Annotated in this window: 19 protein-coding genes; 18 read left to right on the top strand and 1 reads right to left on the bottom strand. The window is 59.4% G+C overall.

Annotation, left to right across the window (positions count from 1 at the left end):
* From MUN80_RS25500 to MUN80_RS25455, 10 genes are all read left to right on the top strand, one after another.
* The gene (locus MUN80_RS25500; RefSeq protein WP_244717823.1) at window positions 1–846 is read left to right on the top strand and encodes a DNA adenine methylase; all 846 of its coding nucleotides are present in this window, start codon (window positions 1–3) and stop codon (window positions 844–846) included.
* The gene (locus MUN80_RS25495) at window positions 843–1,826 is read left to right on the top strand and encodes a hypothetical protein (RefSeq protein ID WP_244717821.1); all 984 of its coding nucleotides are present in this window, start codon (window positions 843–845) and stop codon (window positions 1,824–1,826) included. The genes MUN80_RS25500 and MUN80_RS25495 overlap by 4 nt, the downstream gene beginning before the upstream one ends.
* Entirely contained in the window at window positions 1,826–3,304 is a 1,479-nt protein-coding gene (dnaB, locus tag MUN80_RS25490) for a replicative DNA helicase (RefSeq protein ID WP_244717819.1), read from the top strand. The genes MUN80_RS25495 and dnaB overlap by 1 nt, the downstream gene beginning before the upstream one ends.
* Before the next feature lie 2 nt (window positions 3,305–3,306).
* Window positions 3,307–3,492, top strand: coding sequence for a hypothetical protein (locus tag MUN80_RS25485; RefSeq protein WP_244717817.1), 186 nt, complete (start codon window positions 3,307–3,309; stop codon window positions 3,490–3,492).
* Window positions 3,489–3,935 (top strand): ASCH domain-containing protein, encoded by a 447-nt coding sequence (locus MUN80_RS25480; RefSeq protein ID WP_244717815.1) that lies wholly within the window; start codon window positions 3,489–3,491, stop codon window positions 3,933–3,935. Before MUN80_RS25485 ends, MUN80_RS25480 begins: the two co-directional genes overlap by 4 nt.
* Window positions 3,935–4,126, top strand: a complete 192-nt coding sequence (locus MUN80_RS25475) for a hypothetical protein (RefSeq protein WP_244717813.1) — start codon at window positions 3,935–3,937, stop codon at window positions 4,124–4,126. Before MUN80_RS25480 ends, MUN80_RS25475 begins: the two co-directional genes overlap by 1 nt.
* Window positions 4,127–4,557: 431 nt before the next feature.
* Window positions 4,558–5,034 (top strand): hypothetical protein, encoded by a 477-nt coding sequence (locus MUN80_RS25470; RefSeq protein ID WP_244717811.1) that lies wholly within the window; start codon window positions 4,558–4,560, stop codon window positions 5,032–5,034.
* On the top strand, window positions 5,031–5,297 hold the full coding sequence (locus MUN80_RS25465) for a hypothetical protein (protein WP_244717809.1): 267 nt from the start codon (window positions 5,031–5,033) through the stop codon (window positions 5,295–5,297). The genes MUN80_RS25470 and MUN80_RS25465 overlap by 4 nt, the downstream gene beginning before the upstream one ends.
* Window positions 5,297–5,485, top strand: coding sequence for a hypothetical protein (locus MUN80_RS25460; RefSeq protein WP_244717807.1), 189 nt, complete (start codon window positions 5,297–5,299; stop codon window positions 5,483–5,485). The genes MUN80_RS25465 and MUN80_RS25460 overlap by 1 nt, the downstream gene beginning before the upstream one ends.
* A 38-nt stretch (window positions 5,486–5,523) precedes the next feature.
* Window positions 5,524–5,712: a hypothetical protein gene (locus MUN80_RS25455; RefSeq protein ID WP_244717804.1), complete on the top strand. Its 189-nt coding sequence runs from the start codon at window positions 5,524–5,526 to the stop codon at window positions 5,710–5,712.
* A 563-nt stretch (window positions 5,713–6,275) separates the two neighbouring features.
* Here MUN80_RS25455 and MUN80_RS25450 read toward each other — a convergent pair.
* On the bottom strand, window positions 6,276–7,217 hold the full coding sequence (locus tag MUN80_RS25450) for a hypothetical protein (protein ID WP_244717801.1): 942 nt from the start codon (window positions 7,215–7,217) through the stop codon (window positions 6,276–6,278).
* A gap of 257 nt (window positions 7,218–7,474) precedes the next feature.
* On the opposite strand from MUN80_RS25450, the gene MUN80_RS25445 reads away from it, so the two are divergent.
* The 8 genes from MUN80_RS25445 (at window position 7,475) to MUN80_RS25410 (ending at window position 15,832) form a co-directional block, all read left to right on the top strand.
* Window positions 7,475–7,864: a hypothetical protein gene (locus MUN80_RS25445; protein ID WP_244717798.1), complete on the top strand. Its 390-nt coding sequence runs from the start codon at window positions 7,475–7,477 to the stop codon at window positions 7,862–7,864.
* 27 nt (window positions 7,865–7,891) lie between these two features.
* Window positions 7,892–8,701, top strand: coding sequence for a terminase small subunit (locus MUN80_RS25440; protein ID WP_244717795.1), 810 nt, complete (start codon window positions 7,892–7,894; stop codon window positions 8,699–8,701).
* A 25-nt stretch (window positions 8,702–8,726) separates the two neighbouring features.
* A complete protein-coding gene (locus MUN80_RS25435) occupies window positions 8,727–9,878 on the top strand; it encodes a PBSX family phage terminase large subunit (RefSeq protein ID WP_244717792.1) in 1,152 nt (383 codons plus the stop codon).
* On the top strand, window positions 9,878–10,561 hold the full coding sequence (locus MUN80_RS25430) for a hypothetical protein (RefSeq protein WP_244717789.1): 684 nt from the start codon (window positions 9,878–9,880) through the stop codon (window positions 10,559–10,561). The genes MUN80_RS25435 and MUN80_RS25430 overlap by 1 nt, the downstream gene beginning before the upstream one ends.
* Window positions 10,562–10,624: 63 nt before the next feature.
* On the top strand, window positions 10,625–11,032 hold the full coding sequence (locus MUN80_RS25425; protein ID WP_244717786.1) for a hypothetical protein: 408 nt from the start codon (window positions 10,625–10,627) through the stop codon (window positions 11,030–11,032).
* Window positions 11,026–11,529: a hypothetical protein gene (locus MUN80_RS25420; protein WP_244717783.1), complete on the top strand. Its 504-nt coding sequence runs from the start codon at window positions 11,026–11,028 to the stop codon at window positions 11,527–11,529. The genes MUN80_RS25425 and MUN80_RS25420 overlap by 7 nt, the downstream gene beginning before the upstream one ends.
* 2 nt (window positions 11,530–11,531) lie before the next feature.
* The gene (locus tag MUN80_RS25415) at window positions 11,532–13,595 is read left to right on the top strand and encodes a hypothetical protein (protein ID WP_244717780.1); all 2,064 of its coding nucleotides are present in this window, start codon (window positions 11,532–11,534) and stop codon (window positions 13,593–13,595) included.
* Entirely contained in the window at window positions 13,595–15,832 is a 2,238-nt protein-coding gene (locus tag MUN80_RS25410; RefSeq protein WP_244717777.1) for a hypothetical protein, read from the top strand. Before MUN80_RS25415 ends, MUN80_RS25410 begins: the two co-directional genes overlap by 1 nt.
* The last annotated feature ends 30 nt before the right edge of the window (window positions 15,833–15,862 follow it).

Below are 15,862 nucleotides of genomic sequence, written 5' to 3'. Positions count from 1 at the left end.
ATGAAATCACTCCTTGGATACTATGGCGGTAAGGCCGGCCCCGTTGGCGCCTGGATTACGTCCCAGTTGCCGCCTCACGACATCTACGTGGAGCCCTTCGGTGGTATGTGCGGCATCCTGATGCAGAAGCGCCCGAGTCGGGTGGAGGTGTATAACGACCTGTCTGGAGACCTGGTAAACCTCTTCCGGGTGGTTCGTGAGCAGCCCGAAGCATTGCGCGAGGCACTAGCCTTGACACCTTACGCCCGCAAGGAGCACGCAGCGGCTGTGCGCAACTGGCAGCCCGAGCGGGTAGATCACATCGAGCGGGCCCGCCGCACCTACACCCATTTGGCCCAGAGCCGAGATGGGGCATTGGTAAGCAAGTCGTTCAGCTTCGGCGGGGCGGCCTATAAAGGCTCGGTAGCGGATACGTTCGTCAATGGGCAGTGCCGAATTCCAGAGGTATGCGGCCGGCTGCGCACGGTGCTGCTGGAGTGCTGCGACTGGCAAAGCATCTGCCGGCAACACGACGGGCCCGACACGCTCTTCTACCTGGACCCGCCTTACGTGCGCTCCACCCGCACGGCCAACGACGGCTACGCCCACGAGATGACCGATGCCCAGCACCAGGAGTTGATTGGCTGGTGCCTGCGGGCAACGGGTAGCATCCTGCTATCGGGCTATGATAGTGACCTCTACGAGCCCCTGCTGGCTGCGGGCTGGCATCGTCGGCGCATGAAAGTCGCCTCCCATGCCAGCGCCGCTCGGCAACGCAAGTCCGGTAACGCTGGGCGGACGGAATGCCTCTGGCTGAACGCTCGAGCTGCGGCTGCTACCCCCACGCTTTTCTGCCCAACCGCATGAACCACGCCCAGCGCTTCCTGCACGCCGACAGCGCCGGCACCCCGGCCGTGCCCAGTATCACCACCCGCCCCATGACCTATATCGACTTCCTCAACCGCTTCGAGCAGCTAGACTCCGAACAGTCGTTTTCGGCCTCGGCCACGCGGCTCTATGTGAAGCTGCTGGGCGAGTGCAACCGGCAACGGGAAGGCAGCCAGTGGCCCGCCGTCTTCGTGCTGTCGGACCGTCGCCTGACGCTGCTGTTTGGCGGCGTGCTCAACACGATGAAGAAGGCCCGCACCGAGCTGGAAACGCGCGGTCTGCTGGCCTACCAATCGGGTGGCAACGGTGCCGGTGATTCCTGTGTGTACGCCCTGAAAACCGGCACCAATAAGGTGTCAAATTCTGACACCTTCCGGCCCAATAAGGTGTCAGCTATGGTGTCAAAAACTGACACCTTATCGGCCAATAAGGTGTCAGGTAAGGTGTCAAATTTTGACACCATTAATAATAAGGAACAGAATACAGATAGTTCTAGAGTAAGAGAAGAAGAGGAAGAAGCTGCGCCCTCGCCTTCGTCGGTCCAGGTGTTGGAGGAAAGAAATACTCCTCACCCTGCCAGCCAACCCCTGGTACCGCAGAACACAGGGGGGCGGGCCGCCGCGCCGGCTGAGCCGCGCAAGCTGCCCTTCCGCGAATCGAAGTACGCCACGGCCGAGGGCCTGGCTGAATTGGCCCGCAACCTCTCCTTCGGCAAGGCCTGCATTCCCTACTACCTGCGCCAAATCACCAGCAAGGCCGAGGACTTGCCCGACCGGGTAGAGGTCGGCCAGATGAGCTGGAAGGTATTTGCCCAGAACTACCTGACCAACGATGCCCATGACCAAAAGCGCGGCCTGGTAACCCGGGACCCGATGGGCAGTGAGGCCAACCAGAAATCCAGCGGTGGCCGTGACTACGCCACCCAGCAACAGCAACAACTCCAAAAAGACTACCTGTAATGGAAACTCCCAAGCATTTCAACCACGTTCCCCCACACGCTGACGACTTGGAGTTGGCCGTTCTGGGTGCCATGCTCGTCGATGCCGACGGCCTGCGCACGGCCATGGGCCTGCTGGGCACCACCGAGGACGTGTTTTACCAGGCTCCCCACCGCCTGCTCTTCCGCAGCATGGTGCGCCTGTTCATCGCTGGCCGCGCCGTGGATGCCGTGAGCCTGCACCTGCGCCTTGGGCAGGACGGGGCCCTGCCCAAGCACGGCGTACTGGATGCCTACGAGGCCATCGTGCAAAGCGTCAACTCCTCGGCCCACGTCGAAACGCATGTGCTGCAACTGCTCGAGCTCTACACCAAGCGGCGCATGGGCGAGATTGGCCGGCTGCTGGTGGCCAAGTCCTACGACGCCATGCAGGACTCTTTCGAGCTGCTGACCGAGGCCCAGAAGCTGCTCAACTCGGCCCACGCTGCCCTGCAGCTCAAGCGGCCCCGCGCCGTGGCTGAGCTCTACGATTCCATCATCGACGACATCGTGCATGCCACTGAGCAAACCGGTGGCCTGACTGGGGTGCCGGCGGGCCTGAGCCTGCTAGACCGGCTGACCGGTGGCTGGCAGGACTCCGACCTGGTCATCATTGCGGCCCGGCCCGGGATGGGCAAAACCAGCCTGGTGCTGAGCAACGGCGTGTATGCCGCCAAGGCCGGCTACCCGGGGGCCATCTTCTCGCTGGAGATGGGGGAGCGGCAACTGGTGCGCAAGATGGTAGCCACCGAAGCCGGCTATACCACCCAGCAGCTCCTGAAGGGCAAGCTCGATGGCGGCCGAGAGGAAGCCGAGGCTATCCGGGAGCGGGCCAGTAAGCTCAAATCCATCGGGCTCTACATCGACGACACGGCGTCGCTGAGCCTGGGCGAGCTGCGCGCCAAGGCGACCAAGCTCAAGGCCGAGTACGGCATCCGCTGGATTGTCGTCGACTACCTGCAGCTGATGACGGCCCCGGAGGTGAAGGGCAACCGGGAGCAGGAAATCAGTGCCATCAGCCGCGGCCTGAAGAAGCTGGCCAAGGAACTGGACCTGCCGGTGATGGCTCTCTCCCAGCTCTCCCGCTCCGTCGAGCAGCGCGGCGGCGACAAGCGGCCCATGCTCAGCGACCTGCGCGAATCGGGGGCCATTGAGCAGGACGCCGACATGGTGGTGTTCCTCTACCGGGCCGAGTACTACAAAATCATGGAGGACGAAATGGGCAACTCCACGAAGGACACCACGGAGCTGATTGTGGCCAAGCACCGCAACGGTAGCACGGCCACCGGTGATGACGCGCTAATCGTGAGTTCGAAAATGGCTTTTGGTCGCTACTCAGATATCGACACGAGCCCCGCGCCGGCGGGGGAGCGGGCCTTCTACGACAAGGACACCCGCACCACGGTGCAGCTGGGTAAGCTGCCTGAAAGCCGCTTCGAGGAGGAGGAAATGCCCTTTTAGCCATGAGTGACGAGGAATATTCTCCCGAAATGGAGCGCTTCGTGGCCGGCGTGCTGCGCAAGGCCAGCCCCAAGGACTTCGAAAACCTGCGCAAATACTACCAGCAGCGTAGCGGCCCCGGCCTGGAGCTGGCCGAGGCCGAAGCCCAATACCGTCAACTTTCTACCCAGTCAACTTCTCAACGATGAAAGCCTTATCTCTCATTCAACCCTATGCCACGCTCATCATGCTGGGCTATAAGCAATACGAAACCCGCTCTTGGGATACGAAGCACCGTGGCCCGCTGGCTATCCATGCAAGTGTTGGAAAGCCTGCCTGGGCCCGTCAAGTAGCGGCCACCTGCCCCGAAATCTCCGCTATCCTACAGCGGCATGGTTTGGACTTCGACACCTTGCCCCGCGGCGTCGTGCTGGGTACCTGCGAAGTGGTCAGTACGCACACAACGCTGAGTATGTCGCACCTGAGCATTACCGAGCTGGCTTGTGGCGACTACACGCCCGGCCGCTATGCGTGGCGTCTGATTGCTCCTCTTTGTTGCAACACGCCCGTACCCTGCAAAGGGGCCCTGAGCCTCTGGAGTCTGCCAGCTGAAGTAGAGCAGCAGGTGCATGCTACGAGCTTGCCCTTCTGATGAACCGCCACCAGACACGGCGCCGGCTGGCCAGCCTGACCCTGGCCGAGCTGCACCAGCTGCGGCGTGTCTACCGCCGCGGCAAGATGCTGGAGCGCATCGAGGCCGAGGCCATGCTCCGGGAGATGATTGCCCGGCCCACTGGAAATACTGCCATTGTCATTATACCCTCAAAACTTAATTACTTATGATTCACGAAGAAAAAAATATCCCCGCCCGCCCCGAACTTCCTCTAGTAGGGAACAACCAAGCTGAACTCTACAACAAGGTCAAGTGCCTGCTATTTGAGTGGGATATCTTCCAAAAGGTGAAAAATGCCTACGGGTCGGCCCGCCGTGTTACCCAGCACCACCGCAACAACTACTCCGATGCAGAGCGGAGCTTGGCAAAGGCAATTGAAGCTTTCCGCTCCGTCGCCGCCCCCGTTGAGCCCACCCCTGTAGCTACTAGCCACCCCCAGAACGGGGATATGGTGCTATTCTTTGGCAACAACCGCGGGCTAAAGCCCCAATGGGTGAAGCGTGGGCAAGGAGTACCCGATACATGCCCTGATTGTGGTGCGTGGCGCGACCAGTACGAAAACGGGCTTGAATGCAATACACCAGAATGTCCAGCAAAGGGCTTGCGTCGGCCATCGGAGGTATTGCGACCCGCCCCACTACAGAACACCCAGCCCACCGCCATCTGCTCGGCCACCATGGTATTCCGCCGGCGCCACGAGAAGATTCACTGCCGCCTCTTCCACTGGCACGGCACCAAGCCCGCCGATGCCCTGCGCCGCATCATCGAGCAGAACGGCATGGAGGGCAAGCAGGTGCGCGTCACCATTGAAGTGGTGGACGTAGCGCCCACCTGCCAGTTTCCGACCGCCCCCGACCAGCCAGCCGCCGAGGTGCGCCGCGGTAGTGCTGTACTCGGTACCATTACCTGCATCCAAGGTGCTGGCCGCCTGCTCTGGTTCGGCCGGCCTGCTGTCGGTACCGCCACCGGCAACGGCTGGGACTCTCCGGAGCGGGCCCTGCAGGATGTCGTGGACTGGGCCGAGGACCGGGAGCCGCAGTACGTGAAGCATGGGCAGGAAGGAGGTGAGAGCAAATGAACCGGATTCATATCACTACTCCGCTCGACGACAACCAGCAGCCCACTGGCCCACACCCGGTTGAAATGACGCTGAGCACCGTGGCCCAGCAGTCGGCGTGGGGTGAATCTCTGCTAGCTGCCTTTGAAGTTGAAATCCTGCAAGGCTTCTCGTTCGCCCAGGACGAGGACAGTACTACTTACTGCTTTGAGGTGAATGATGAAAAGGCGGCGCAGTTGAAGCAGGTCCTCACGCTGGCGTTTTTCCCTCCTCCAATCAATTGATGGCGAAGCAACCCACCAAACCTTCTCCTACAGCCCCGCCCGGGTACGCCGTCGCCACCGGTGTGCCCGGGCGTGTGGTGTTTACCAATGTCCCACCCGAGGTGATTGCCGACCTGCACCGTCTGGCCAAACACCACGGCATCCGCTGCCTGAACCTGACCATCACCGCCCAGGACTTAGACGAATAAACTCCAAGAAACTTAGCTACCTACAACGACCTGATTCCATGTCTCCAACCCGTACTGTGCAATCCCGGCGGGCCTACCGTACTGCCGACTACAATTACCTGCTCATCCACTATACCTCCAGCACGAAGAAGGCGAAGGCCTGCGCCTCAGAACTGGGCCGTTCGGTGGGCAGCCTCAAGTCCTTCATCAGCGCCCACCCAGAGTTGAAGAAGCGGGGGAGGGTATAAAAAAAGCTCCGACATCTGCCGGAGCTTTTCTCTATGCACAAGCAGGAGCCTTGCTAGCTGCTAGCCTTGGTGGTCTTTATCGCGCGTTTTAGGGGTGCTTAGAAATTTACGTATCACCAAAAATGCGAGAATAGCACCTCCGATAAAGATGCCCCACCCAACCAAAAAGATAAAATCGCCGCTCATACTATCAATGTTTCAAAAAGTGAGACACTACCGCATACGGCGTAAAGTATATTTATTTGTGCGCAAGTAGACAACGCCAACTAGGCTTTCTATTCTGCCATTTTGTGTAATCCCTTCAGTAGAGATTTGGTAAAAAACTTCGAATCGGTAGGCGTTATTGGCTTTATCATAAGATCCTGTTTCTCCTATCTGCTCAAACTTCATGAATGGAGTAAGGCCGTTAAGTCTCATTACTATCTTATCAATTGTATGCGTACTTGACGTGGCTAATACAAGTACAGTTGCATCGTACCCACTGAGGTTTACTTTGCATACCTTGCTATAATCTGACGGGGCTTCAGTTGGAGCATCTTCAGCATCACCATTCGTAATACTTACTAAGGACATCCCACTACCACCGGGGATCCATGACCACCATACCCGCCAGAACCAGTTGGAGAACCACCTGGTCCGCCGCCGCCTGTGTATGTTCCGGCACCGCCTCCGCCGCCACTGCCACAATCCCCAGTAGTGGTAATATAGTCTCCGTTTCTATCATACCAGTCTGTGCAACGGTTTCCGCCTTGGACGAGGTTAGCTATGATACCATCATCAGTAGTACTCTCTGCTCTAGTTGATTCAGCGTTATTTGAGCGTGACATAACGACAAGCTCGTTTTCTTGCTTGTCCCATATACCGCCTCGAAACCGTTTTCCTACCAGATACTCGTAATCAGCAGTATAGACCGATACTAAGCCATCCCCCTGAATAGAGGCATTCCAAATACCACTGCGATAGTTTTGGTAGAGTTGCGTGAAAAGAGCCGTAGTATCCACCGGCGCATCTCTACGACGCGCCAAGAGCTCTACTAGGTTACCTTCTAGGGTATTATCAGCCTTCCGCGTTACAACCACGTAGCGGGCTCCCGTGTAATCACTGTTTGCGAACAAAGCAGCGTCACTGGCCAGCGGCACGAGCATTAGTTGCTCACTCCCTTGTCCGACAAGGACAGCACGCTGCCAAGCCAAATGGTCGACAATGGAGAAAGAAGGCTCTTCCTCGCCTACTAGTTGATTACCAGTGTGCTCAGCTAAACTGTTTCGTAAAAAGAGCCCTTGGGCTTCACTCGTGGTAATGTTGGTACTTGCATTCTGGGCTGTTGGCTTAGGGTCCTCAAGCTTCGTGCATGATTGGCTAAGAACAGCTAGTAAACCGAGTGCTGCTACTTGGAGGTTAACGCGATGGAATTGCATCATATATAATGTGTTGAACTTGGTGACATTACACTCAATCTGACGATTATAGACAGATAGAAGAGGCGCTAAGTGGTTGTGAGCCACAGAGCAAATAGACCAGAAGTTGCAACAGGGATAACTAGAGCAGTTCCATGCCTGATAGGCTGGATTGGTACAAATGTAGGTGGTTTTTCTATTTAGTGTTGATTTAATTCTGTTTAATCATGCTTTGTTACACCCATACACATTGAGATAATTGGGGACTTGTTGCCTTGTACATGTTTTAACTATCCTTTTCTAGCTCTGCATACTGAATAGAGCCAGTTTTGATACCTGCGCAACTCGGTTGTATAGGTAAGAACATGCCCCTGATCCAAGACCTACCCCTGCTCACCGTCTACCGTTCCGGCATCATCAACCTCAATGGCGAAGCTACCCGGCTGATGCACGATGCCCACCTGCAGGTGGATCTACTGCCGCCCGCCAGCCGGCGCATGCCGTGGCAGCTGGACCGCCGCGCCGGAGCGTGTTGTAACCTGGTCGCTGGTGGGCGTAACGGGAGCCACCTACGCTTTCGAGCACCCTACCGGGCCGAAGCACTCTTTGCCGACTACCCGGCCGAGGTCACGCGCATTATCTTCCGTATCACCCCCAATACCCAGTATCTGGACCTCTATACCCTGGCGGCGGAGTTGCCTGTTTCCAATGTTCCGGCTACTGTGCAACAAAAGTCCCGGCGAAAAGCGGCGTAAGGCTACCCTCGGGAGCAACTTTGAGCTATGCTCAACCCCGAAAATCAGCCAACCCCGCCACCCGTCCAACTCACGACGAAGCAGCAGCGCTTTGTGGAGGAGTATTGCGTTGATTGGAATTGTACTCAGGCAGCAATTCGAGCTGGTTACGCGAAGAAGAATGCGGGGCAGGAAGGGTCACGTTTGTATAAGAAAGTAGAAATAAAGTCGGCTATTGATGCGCGGCTGAAGGAGTTGAGTCTATCCGCTGGGCAGGTGACGAAACTCATCAGTGACATTGCAGAAACCCGCCTGAATGACTTTCTAACGGTAAAAGAGGTAGAGAAGAAGACCAAGATTCCGCAACCACTGGCCGAGACGATCCGGTTATTGGAGGCGCAAATTGCATTTGATGAAGAATACGCCGCCCGCTCGGTGGAGGTGCTTGGTCTGTTGGATGAAGCGAAGGAAACCTACTTGGCTAGCAAGCAGCAGGCCATCAAGCACAAGCGCTTAGAAGTACTTCGGCACCAGATGACGCTGGAGCGGGACCCCGAGGCGTTTATCATGGTTGCTGGCCCTCCGGAGCTGGTAAAGCGCGTCGACCTGGACTTGGTGAAGATTGCCGAGGCCAAGGAAGGCAACCGCATTAAGTCGTGGCAGCCTTCAGAATTCGGCATTAAGGTGGAGATGTACGACGCGGCGGCGGCCCTGCGCGACATGGGCCGCGTGCACGGCATCTTCGAGAAGGACAACAGCCAGGCCAATGCCATTCCAGTAATTAACGCTAAGGTGGAAGTAATCACCAGTGGCGTGCCTATTGCAAGAAGCGAGAAGGAGGCCGCAGCTGATGTTTAAGACCGGCGACCTATTTGCGCCAAACATGGAAAGTACCGCTGAGGTGGTGGTGAATCAAGGCGGCACCTGGTCAGCGAAGACCTACACTATCCTGCAAACGCTTTTTGCCAAGCTGGCTGATGATAAGCGCGCCGTGGCCACGGTATGCGGGCAGGACATTCCGAACCTCAAAGCCGGCGCCATTCGGGACGCCAACGAAATCTACCATAACAGCCCTGAGCTGCAGCGGCTCATCAAAACGTACAACAAGTCGGACCACACCTTCACCTTCCACAATGGGTGCGTGATGGAGTTTAAAAGCTACGACAGCCCGCAGGATGCGAAGAGTGGCAAGCGCAAGTACCTGTTCGTCAATGAGGCCAACGGCATTCCTTATGGCGTGTTCGAGGAACTGTACATGCGTACCGAGCAGAGCTTTATCGACTACAACCCCAACGGCGAATTCTGGGTGCATGATAATCTTATCGGGCGGCCCAATGTCGAAACACTGATTTCCTACCACATTCATAATCCATTCGTGAAGCCCAAGCAGCGGGCTAAAATCGAAGCGCTGAAGGAGAAGGACCTTGAATTGTGGAAGGTATATGCCCGTGGCCTCACGGGTAAAATTGAAGGCTTGGTGCTCCGCAACTGGACAGTGGTTGAAGAAGTGCCGCCTGGTTACCGTTTCCTAGGTCGTGGACTGGACTTCGGCTTTACCAATGATCCGACCACGGCCGTTGACTTATACCTCGGGGGCGGGCAGCTATGGGCTGATGAAGTACTCTACAAAGAAGGACTAACCAACCCCGACATTCATCGGGAGTTGCTGGTAGCGGACCCATCTGCCACGCTGAAGGTAGTGGTTGCTGATTCGGCCGAGCAAAAGAGCATCGAAGAACTACGCCGTCTCGGCTTCCGGTTGATTGAGCCCGCCACCAAAGGGCCGGGCTCGGTGAATGCAGGCTTGGACTTGCTGCGGAGCTATCATCTCAATGTGACCCGCCGCAGCGTGATGCTGCGCAAGGAACTCAGCAACTACAAATGGAAGGTAGACCGGCTCACTGGGCGCCCGACCAATGAGCCGGTGGACGCCTTTAACCACTGTATTGATGCCATGCGCTACGTGGCCCTGAATAAACTCCCAGCGGCGTTGGCCCCCCGCCGTCGTTCCGCACCTTCTTCCATTGTCCGCTAATGCGCCACGAACTTACCCTGACCACCACCGACGGTGCCGAAACCGTCATTCTGAGCGTGCCCACGTCCTGGATGGACGTGAGCCTACAGCAGTTCATCGACTGGCAGTGCTCTACCGACTCGGCCGCGTGCTGCCTGGCTGGCATCACCCAGGAACAACTGGACCGGCTGCCATGGCAGGATGCGGGCTACCTGATGAACCTGCTGCACTTCGCCGCTACGCTGCCCGAGTCGGAGCCCAGCCCTGACCTGATGGATCCAGGTAGTGCCAGCTATGGCCAGATGATGCTGGTGCAAGCCCGCTTCGAGGAGTACCCCGACAAACCCGACATCTGGCACGCGCCCTACCTGTATGCCCTCTACCGTAGTCAGCAGATTTTCAAGCGCTACGATGAGCAGAAGCTGCAGGCCATGCACGAAGCCATCCTACAGGAGCCCGTAACCAATTGCCTGGGCGACGTGCTTTTTTTCTCAGCGGCGTGGTGGATTTCTTCGAACGCCACGCCGCCGACCCCAAAGACATTGCCGAGCCCGACGATGACGAGCTCGACGCCGGCCTGGAAGAAATGGGCAGCCGGTTTGGGCCGCTTCTTACCGTCGATGCGCTGGCCGAGGCCTTCCGCTGCAGCTGGGCCCAGCTCTACGAACTCGACGCCGACACCGTCTTCCGCAAGCTCAGGCTAGAACAAGCCAAAAGCGCCTACCAGAAACGCCTACACAAGATTCACGCTGAAAAGCACAAGTAGCATGACCCACGCCGATATCGTTGCTCTGCTCGACGCACTAGCCACTGAAGCCGGGGCCAAATCCTTCTGGCACGGCAAGCAGGCCCAGGCCGACATCAACTACAATACGCCTTTCCCGCAGGCGCATTTGTTCCTGATGCCCAGCCGCATTCGGGGCGGGCGCATCACCACGCAGGTAGCCATGTGCTTCTACGGCCTGGACAAGCACGAAAACGGCTCGGCCGACAGCATGCACATCCAGAACGAGATGGACTTGCTTACCCAGAAGTTCTACGGCCTGTTTGCCGAGGCCGCCAGCGTGGAGCTAGTCGACGACGTGATGGACCGCGTGCCTGTGTTGCGCAAAGGCGCCAGCATCGGTACCGGTTACCTGGTCAACTTCACCCTCTCCAGCCTGGTCGAATGCTAGCCTCCGCCAAAGCCGCCTTTGCCAAAGCCGGCCCCGAGCTGGTGGCCGCTACCATCGAGGCGCTCAAACAGCATCCACAGCCGCCCCGTAATCGCCCGGCCTACACCAGCGGGCGTACAGCGCAGGCGGTGCATGCTGAGGCCACCGATGAGAGCCTGACGCTCTTTGGTCCTGCCCACCTGCAGGCCCTCATCACCGGCCGCGGCCCCACCCAACAACAGGGTGGGGGCACCGGTGAGCCGCTGCACACGATTCTGGAGCAGTGGGCCCAGGACAAGGGCATCATCCTGAGTGGGGGAATGACCTATCGACAATTTGGGTTTGCCGCCGCTCAGAAAATTCACGCCTCCGGAACCGAGCTCTACCGCCACACCCAGGTGTCGGGCCTACTGGATGACGTGCTCAGCCCTACGATTCTCAACACGCTGCTGGCCAGCATTGCCGCCGGCGAGCAAGTAGCCATTGCCTCCGCCTTGCGGGGCGTCTCAACGCTGTAACCATGGCCCTGGAAACCCTCGATACCCTCACCTTCGACAATTCGACTTGGGAGAGCATCTACGATACCACCGCGCGTACCGTCAGCGCCCGGCAGATTGAGCCCATCGGCCCAGAGCTGGCCCCGCTGGGCACGCCCTTCCGCAGCTACGACGTGGGCTTTGTCCTTCAGCAGTACCGGGCCGATCAGGACCGCATTACTCTCACCTCCATCGGTAACAAGCCCTGGGTGGAGGTGACGGTGGACGCCAACTACTACCAGACCGTGTGCGACCTGGCTGGGCAAGCCGATGTCGTCGGCGACACAGTGACGCTAACGGCTACGAGCAGCCACCCACCTATTCAGTACATGGCCAACGGGGGCAACTATTCGGCTCAGACCGTCTACCCGGGCCAGCTTCCTGGCAACCACGTGGCCCGCTTCAAGGATGCGGCTGGCTGCGAAATTACGCGCAACTACACCATTGCCAACCCCGAGCCGGTGGAGAATCCTGATGGGCTACTCATCGATGAATTCGGCCCGGTCAACGGCGAGACCTACAAGCTTTATTACAAGGTGACGCCCGCCGGGCGCATCATTGTGGTACGACACAGCCCAAACCGGCAGGGGGAGCTGGCCACGGTTACGGTGGCCGAGCGTGGCCGTGAGAATGGGGAGCTGGTCGGTGAGGGCTTCTGCGAAGGCACGACCCGGGTAGAGTTTCGCAGCACCACCGGTAGTCCGTTTCTGGTCATTTCCACCATTGCCAACAGTCCGAGCTGTGGCTTTGAAGTGGTGCCGTTGCTTAGCATCGACAGCGTAGACCCGTTTGCCCCGACCGGGCCCGCCCCAGCCAACGGCTCAGTGGATGTATGGACCAGCGGAGGCAAGCCGCCCATCAAAGCCTATGTGGCCGGGGTAACCGCGGCCGACCTGACGTTGACCGACGGCATGGGGACGATTGCGGCCCCGCCTGGCCTGTACACGGTGCAGGTAGCCGATAGTAGCACCCCAGCCCTACGGGCCTTCCGAGAGTTCCGGATTCCGCCCTACGTGGCCCCCATCATCGGCTGCGACGATGAGGAGGCCAGCAATTACAACCCGCTCGCCACGCAGCGGGACAATAGCTTGTGCGTGTATACATCTCGCTGGCGTAGCCTGTGGCCGTCGCTGCCGATTGATGTCGTGGTCCAGGATGAGGTGGCAACGACGTACGTGACGGCCGAACTCTACGCCGGCTTGATTCCAGGCCACCCGCACGAAGCAGACCGACCACTGGTTTTCGTTACCACCCTTCGCGCCACGATTTCGCCGCGTACCGCCGTAGCCCGCTTCGATGTGGCGCCCTACCTGCGCCCGTTGATGGGCGCACTGGGCAGCGATGGTGTCCGCCGGCTGGATATCAATAGCCCAACGGCCTTTTCCGACGACCTCTACACCTATTACCGCCTGAAGGTAGGGGCCAAAACCATCGAGAGCGGCTACGTGCTTAATGCAGCCCTGGCGGATTTGTCGCTGCACACTACTTCACCGGTGCCCCTCACGCCCTTTGGTAAGATGCTGCCCTTCTGGCCGGGGTATAGCTTTCCGCTCTCGGTGCTCAACTTTACCGGTCTGGGCCGCTATGCCTTCGTGACGGAAGTTGACCCGGGCGAATACGAGGAGCTGGGCGTACACGGCGTGTTCATGCCTTGCCCCACGCATGGGCTACCCGTACGCTGGGTGTCGCCCGAGGGCGGGTATGGGTACTGGGTGTTTGCCGGCAAGCACCAGTATGGCGACGACATCAGCGACGGTGCCACCTACACCGAGGCCGGTACCGGGGAGCAGCGCTACAGCAGCCCCGGCGTAGCCCGGCGCACGGTGCAGGTCAGCACGGGGCCGTTTCGGGGGCGGGAGTTGGTGGAGGGGCTGCGGACACTGCGCCGTTCGCCCCAGGTGTGGTACCAGCCAGGTGGAGTGGGCAGTGAGTGGGTGCCCGTAGTGGTGAACCGTGGGGCCTTTCCTGCCTACCGGGAGGGGCAGACCCGCTATGAGTTCAGTGTATCCTTCACCGAGGCCGCGCCTCAGTATACCCAAGGGCAGTAATGGCAACCGAAATACTAATTCTGGGCCAGGCTCTGGATCTAGATGAGCAGACCGGCAGCATCCTGCCCAGCTTCCAAGCCAACAACCTGACCGAGCCGGATAAAATCAATAGCGACGTAACCCACGAGGTTTCAGCCCCCGGCACCCAACGCAACCACCAGCTGCTAGGCCTGGCCGCCTACGGTACTTCGGAGCTGACTAAAGCCTACGGACGCACCGAGGCCACGCTGCGCAGCAACGGGGTGGAAATCATGCCGCGGGCCCTGCTCATCGTGAAAGGCTTCGAGGGTGGTCGGTATCAGTTGCAGCTCGTGGCGGGCAATAAGCGCTTCGTCGAGGCCCTGGGCGAGAAGAAACTGCGCGAGCTGGACTTTTCCCGCTTCGACCACACGTGGAGCTGGGAAGCTGTATCGCAGCGCATCAGCAAGGCATATTACGACCAGTACGGCTGGAGCTATGAGGTATTCGATAGGGGCAAGCCCCTGGCCTGGGATGCGGTACCATTCACTGACTGCTACCCCAGCCTGAGCGCCCGGCTCATTTGGCAGCAGATGCTGGCCGAGGCCGGCTTCTCCGCCTCGGATTGGAACAGTGAGCTGCTGGACCGGCTCAAGCTGCCGGCTGTGACGGTGGCCCAGTACAGCGAAGAGTACCGGGAAGCCCGCCGGCTGGTAGTCAGCACCGGCCCCGGCTACCAGGACGGCAGTAGCCAGCCCGCTACCAACCGCGATACGGTGATTGCTACGGTGCCCTACACCGATGGTACGCGCCGACCCAACTACCACCTGCCCCCTGTGGCGGGCGTCTACGAGCTGCCTGCGGGCCCACCCGACCGGCCCTACTACCAGCCCGATGAGCCGGTGTACCTGTCGGTGGCGGCCTCGCTTGTGGTAAAGCTGTTCTTTTCCGACGTGCGCATCGGCAAGGCCGCGGCGCGGCTGTACGTGTGCGTGAATGGGCAGGCTGTCATTGAGGGGGAGGAAATCACCGTGGACAACGAAACGCCATTTGTCGTCAGAGTAGCCGCCGACCGGTTGCTGATGGGGCCGCAGGACCGAGTTACCATCCAGGTGCGGCTACGCGGGGTGCCCAACACCTTCGGCAACTACAAATTCGGCTACCAGCTATTCCAAGATGCTTTTTATGTTGTCGATGGCAACACGCTGACGCCCGACAAATTGGAAATTACGGTGCTCCCGGAGGTTCCGCCCGGCGGGCCGGTGCGCCTGAGCGAGTGGCTGCCGGAGATGAGCCAACTGGATTTCTTCAAAACCCTGGTGCAGCTCGCGGGCTTGACGGTCCAGACCGACGACTATGCCGACCTGCTGGAGCTCAGCCCCTCTGCCACGGTGCTGGCCAATGCCCCGCACGCAGTGGACTGGACGGCCAAGCGCGACCAGCCGGCCCCGAGCCCCGCAGAGCCCCGTAGTGTGCTCTACCGCTTCGGCTCCTACGGGCAGCGCAACTACTTCAAGTGGGCGCCCGAGCCGACGCATACGGTGGGCTACCAGGGCGGGCCAGTCAATAAAACGGCCACGCTCGGCTATGGCGATGGGGTGCTGGTGGTAGACGATGCGGTACTGCCCCGTGAATACACACTCACGACGCTGCTGTTTGCCGCCACTGAGGATAGTGCGAAGATCCCTGGTGTGCTGAGCTTGCCCAACTTCAAGCTGCGCATCGTCGAGGACCCCTTTGCGCCGGCCGAGTACGACCTGCAGCAGCTTAAGCCGCGACTCGTGCTGCACGCTGACACCAGCCGGCAGCTGACCGTACGGGGTGGGGTGCTGCCGGCCCCGGTAGGTGGATACGCTTCGGAGCAGGCTAAGGCGCAGTACGCCCAGGCACTGGCCGCCTATAACCTGGCGGCCCCCGTGGGCGCGGCTACCAGCTACTTTGCCCAGCCTCAGGGCGTGGAGCTGGATGCCCAGCGCTACGTGCTGCCTGTATGCTGGCGCGGGCTGCAGTCCATGCTCACCCAGACGCGCTACCACCGCGAGCAGTACCAGCTCACCGAGCAGGATATTGCCGGGTTGGATTACACCGTGCCCATTTGGGATGGGGCCCTAGGCGAATATTTCGCCCTGAGCAAAGTGGAGGAGTTCGAGCCTGGGCGGCCGACAGTGGTCGAAATGGCCCGCCTGCATGCGTCCTTCCTGCCGGCCCCGGTACTGGCCGAGCAGCAGGGGAGGGAGTTTTATGGCGGGGAGTTTTACACGTCTCAGGAAGCGTATTAGATGTCACAAATTTGTCCCTAGTGTCCTTTA

This window comes from Hymenobacter cellulosivorans (genome assembly GCF_022919135.1).
GTDB classification, from domain to species: domain Bacteria; phylum Bacteroidota; class Bacteroidia; order Cytophagales; family Hymenobacteraceae; genus Hymenobacter; species Hymenobacter cellulosivorans.
This window is presented reverse-complemented; position numbering and strand designations above follow the sequence as displayed.

Excerpts from the sequence above, each read along its gene's own strand:
- MUN80_RS25500 (WP_244717823.1), top strand. The coding sequence starts at position 1 with ATGAAATCACTCCTTGGATACTATGGCGGTAAGGCCGGCCCCGTTGGC.
- MUN80_RS25495 (WP_244717821.1), top strand. The coding sequence starts at position 843 with ATGAACCACGCCCAGCGCTTCCTGCACGCCGACAGCGCCGGCACCCCG.
- dnaB (WP_244717819.1), top strand. The coding sequence starts at position 1,826 with ATGGAAACTCCCAAGCATTTCAACCACGTTCCCCCACACGCTGACGAC.
- MUN80_RS25485 (WP_244717817.1), top strand. The coding sequence starts at position 3,307 with ATGAGTGACGAGGAATATTCTCCCGAAATGGAGCGCTTCGTGGCCGGC.
- MUN80_RS25480 (WP_244717815.1), top strand. The coding sequence starts at position 3,489 with ATGAAAGCCTTATCTCTCATTCAACCCTATGCCACGCTCATCATGCTG.
- MUN80_RS25475 (WP_244717813.1), top strand. The coding sequence starts at position 3,935 with ATGAACCGCCACCAGACACGGCGCCGGCTGGCCAGCCTGACCCTGGCC.
- MUN80_RS25465 (WP_244717809.1), top strand. The coding sequence starts at position 5,031 with ATGAACCGGATTCATATCACTACTCCGCTCGACGACAACCAGCAGCCC.
- MUN80_RS25460 (WP_244717807.1), top strand. The coding sequence starts at position 5,297 with ATGGCGAAGCAACCCACCAAACCTTCTCCTACAGCCCCGCCCGGGTAC.
- MUN80_RS25455 (WP_244717804.1), top strand. The coding sequence starts at position 5,524 with ATGTCTCCAACCCGTACTGTGCAATCCCGGCGGGCCTACCGTACTGCC.
- MUN80_RS25445 (WP_244717798.1), top strand. The coding sequence starts at position 7,475 with ATGCCCCTGATCCAAGACCTACCCCTGCTCACCGTCTACCGTTCCGGC.
- MUN80_RS25440 (WP_244717795.1), top strand. The coding sequence starts at position 7,892 with ATGCTCAACCCCGAAAATCAGCCAACCCCGCCACCCGTCCAACTCACG.
- MUN80_RS25435 (WP_244717792.1), top strand. The coding sequence starts at position 8,727 with ATGGAAAGTACCGCTGAGGTGGTGGTGAATCAAGGCGGCACCTGGTCA.
- MUN80_RS25430 (WP_244717789.1), top strand. The coding sequence starts at position 9,878 with ATGCGCCACGAACTTACCCTGACCACCACCGACGGTGCCGAAACCGTC.
- MUN80_RS25425 (WP_244717786.1), top strand. The coding sequence starts at position 10,625 with ATGACCCACGCCGATATCGTTGCTCTGCTCGACGCACTAGCCACTGAA.
- MUN80_RS25420 (WP_244717783.1), top strand. The coding sequence starts at position 11,026 with ATGCTAGCCTCCGCCAAAGCCGCCTTTGCCAAAGCCGGCCCCGAGCTG.
- MUN80_RS25415 (WP_244717780.1), top strand. The coding sequence starts at position 11,532 with ATGGCCCTGGAAACCCTCGATACCCTCACCTTCGACAATTCGACTTGG.
- MUN80_RS25410 (WP_244717777.1), top strand. The coding sequence starts at position 13,595 with ATGGCAACCGAAATACTAATTCTGGGCCAGGCTCTGGATCTAGATGAG.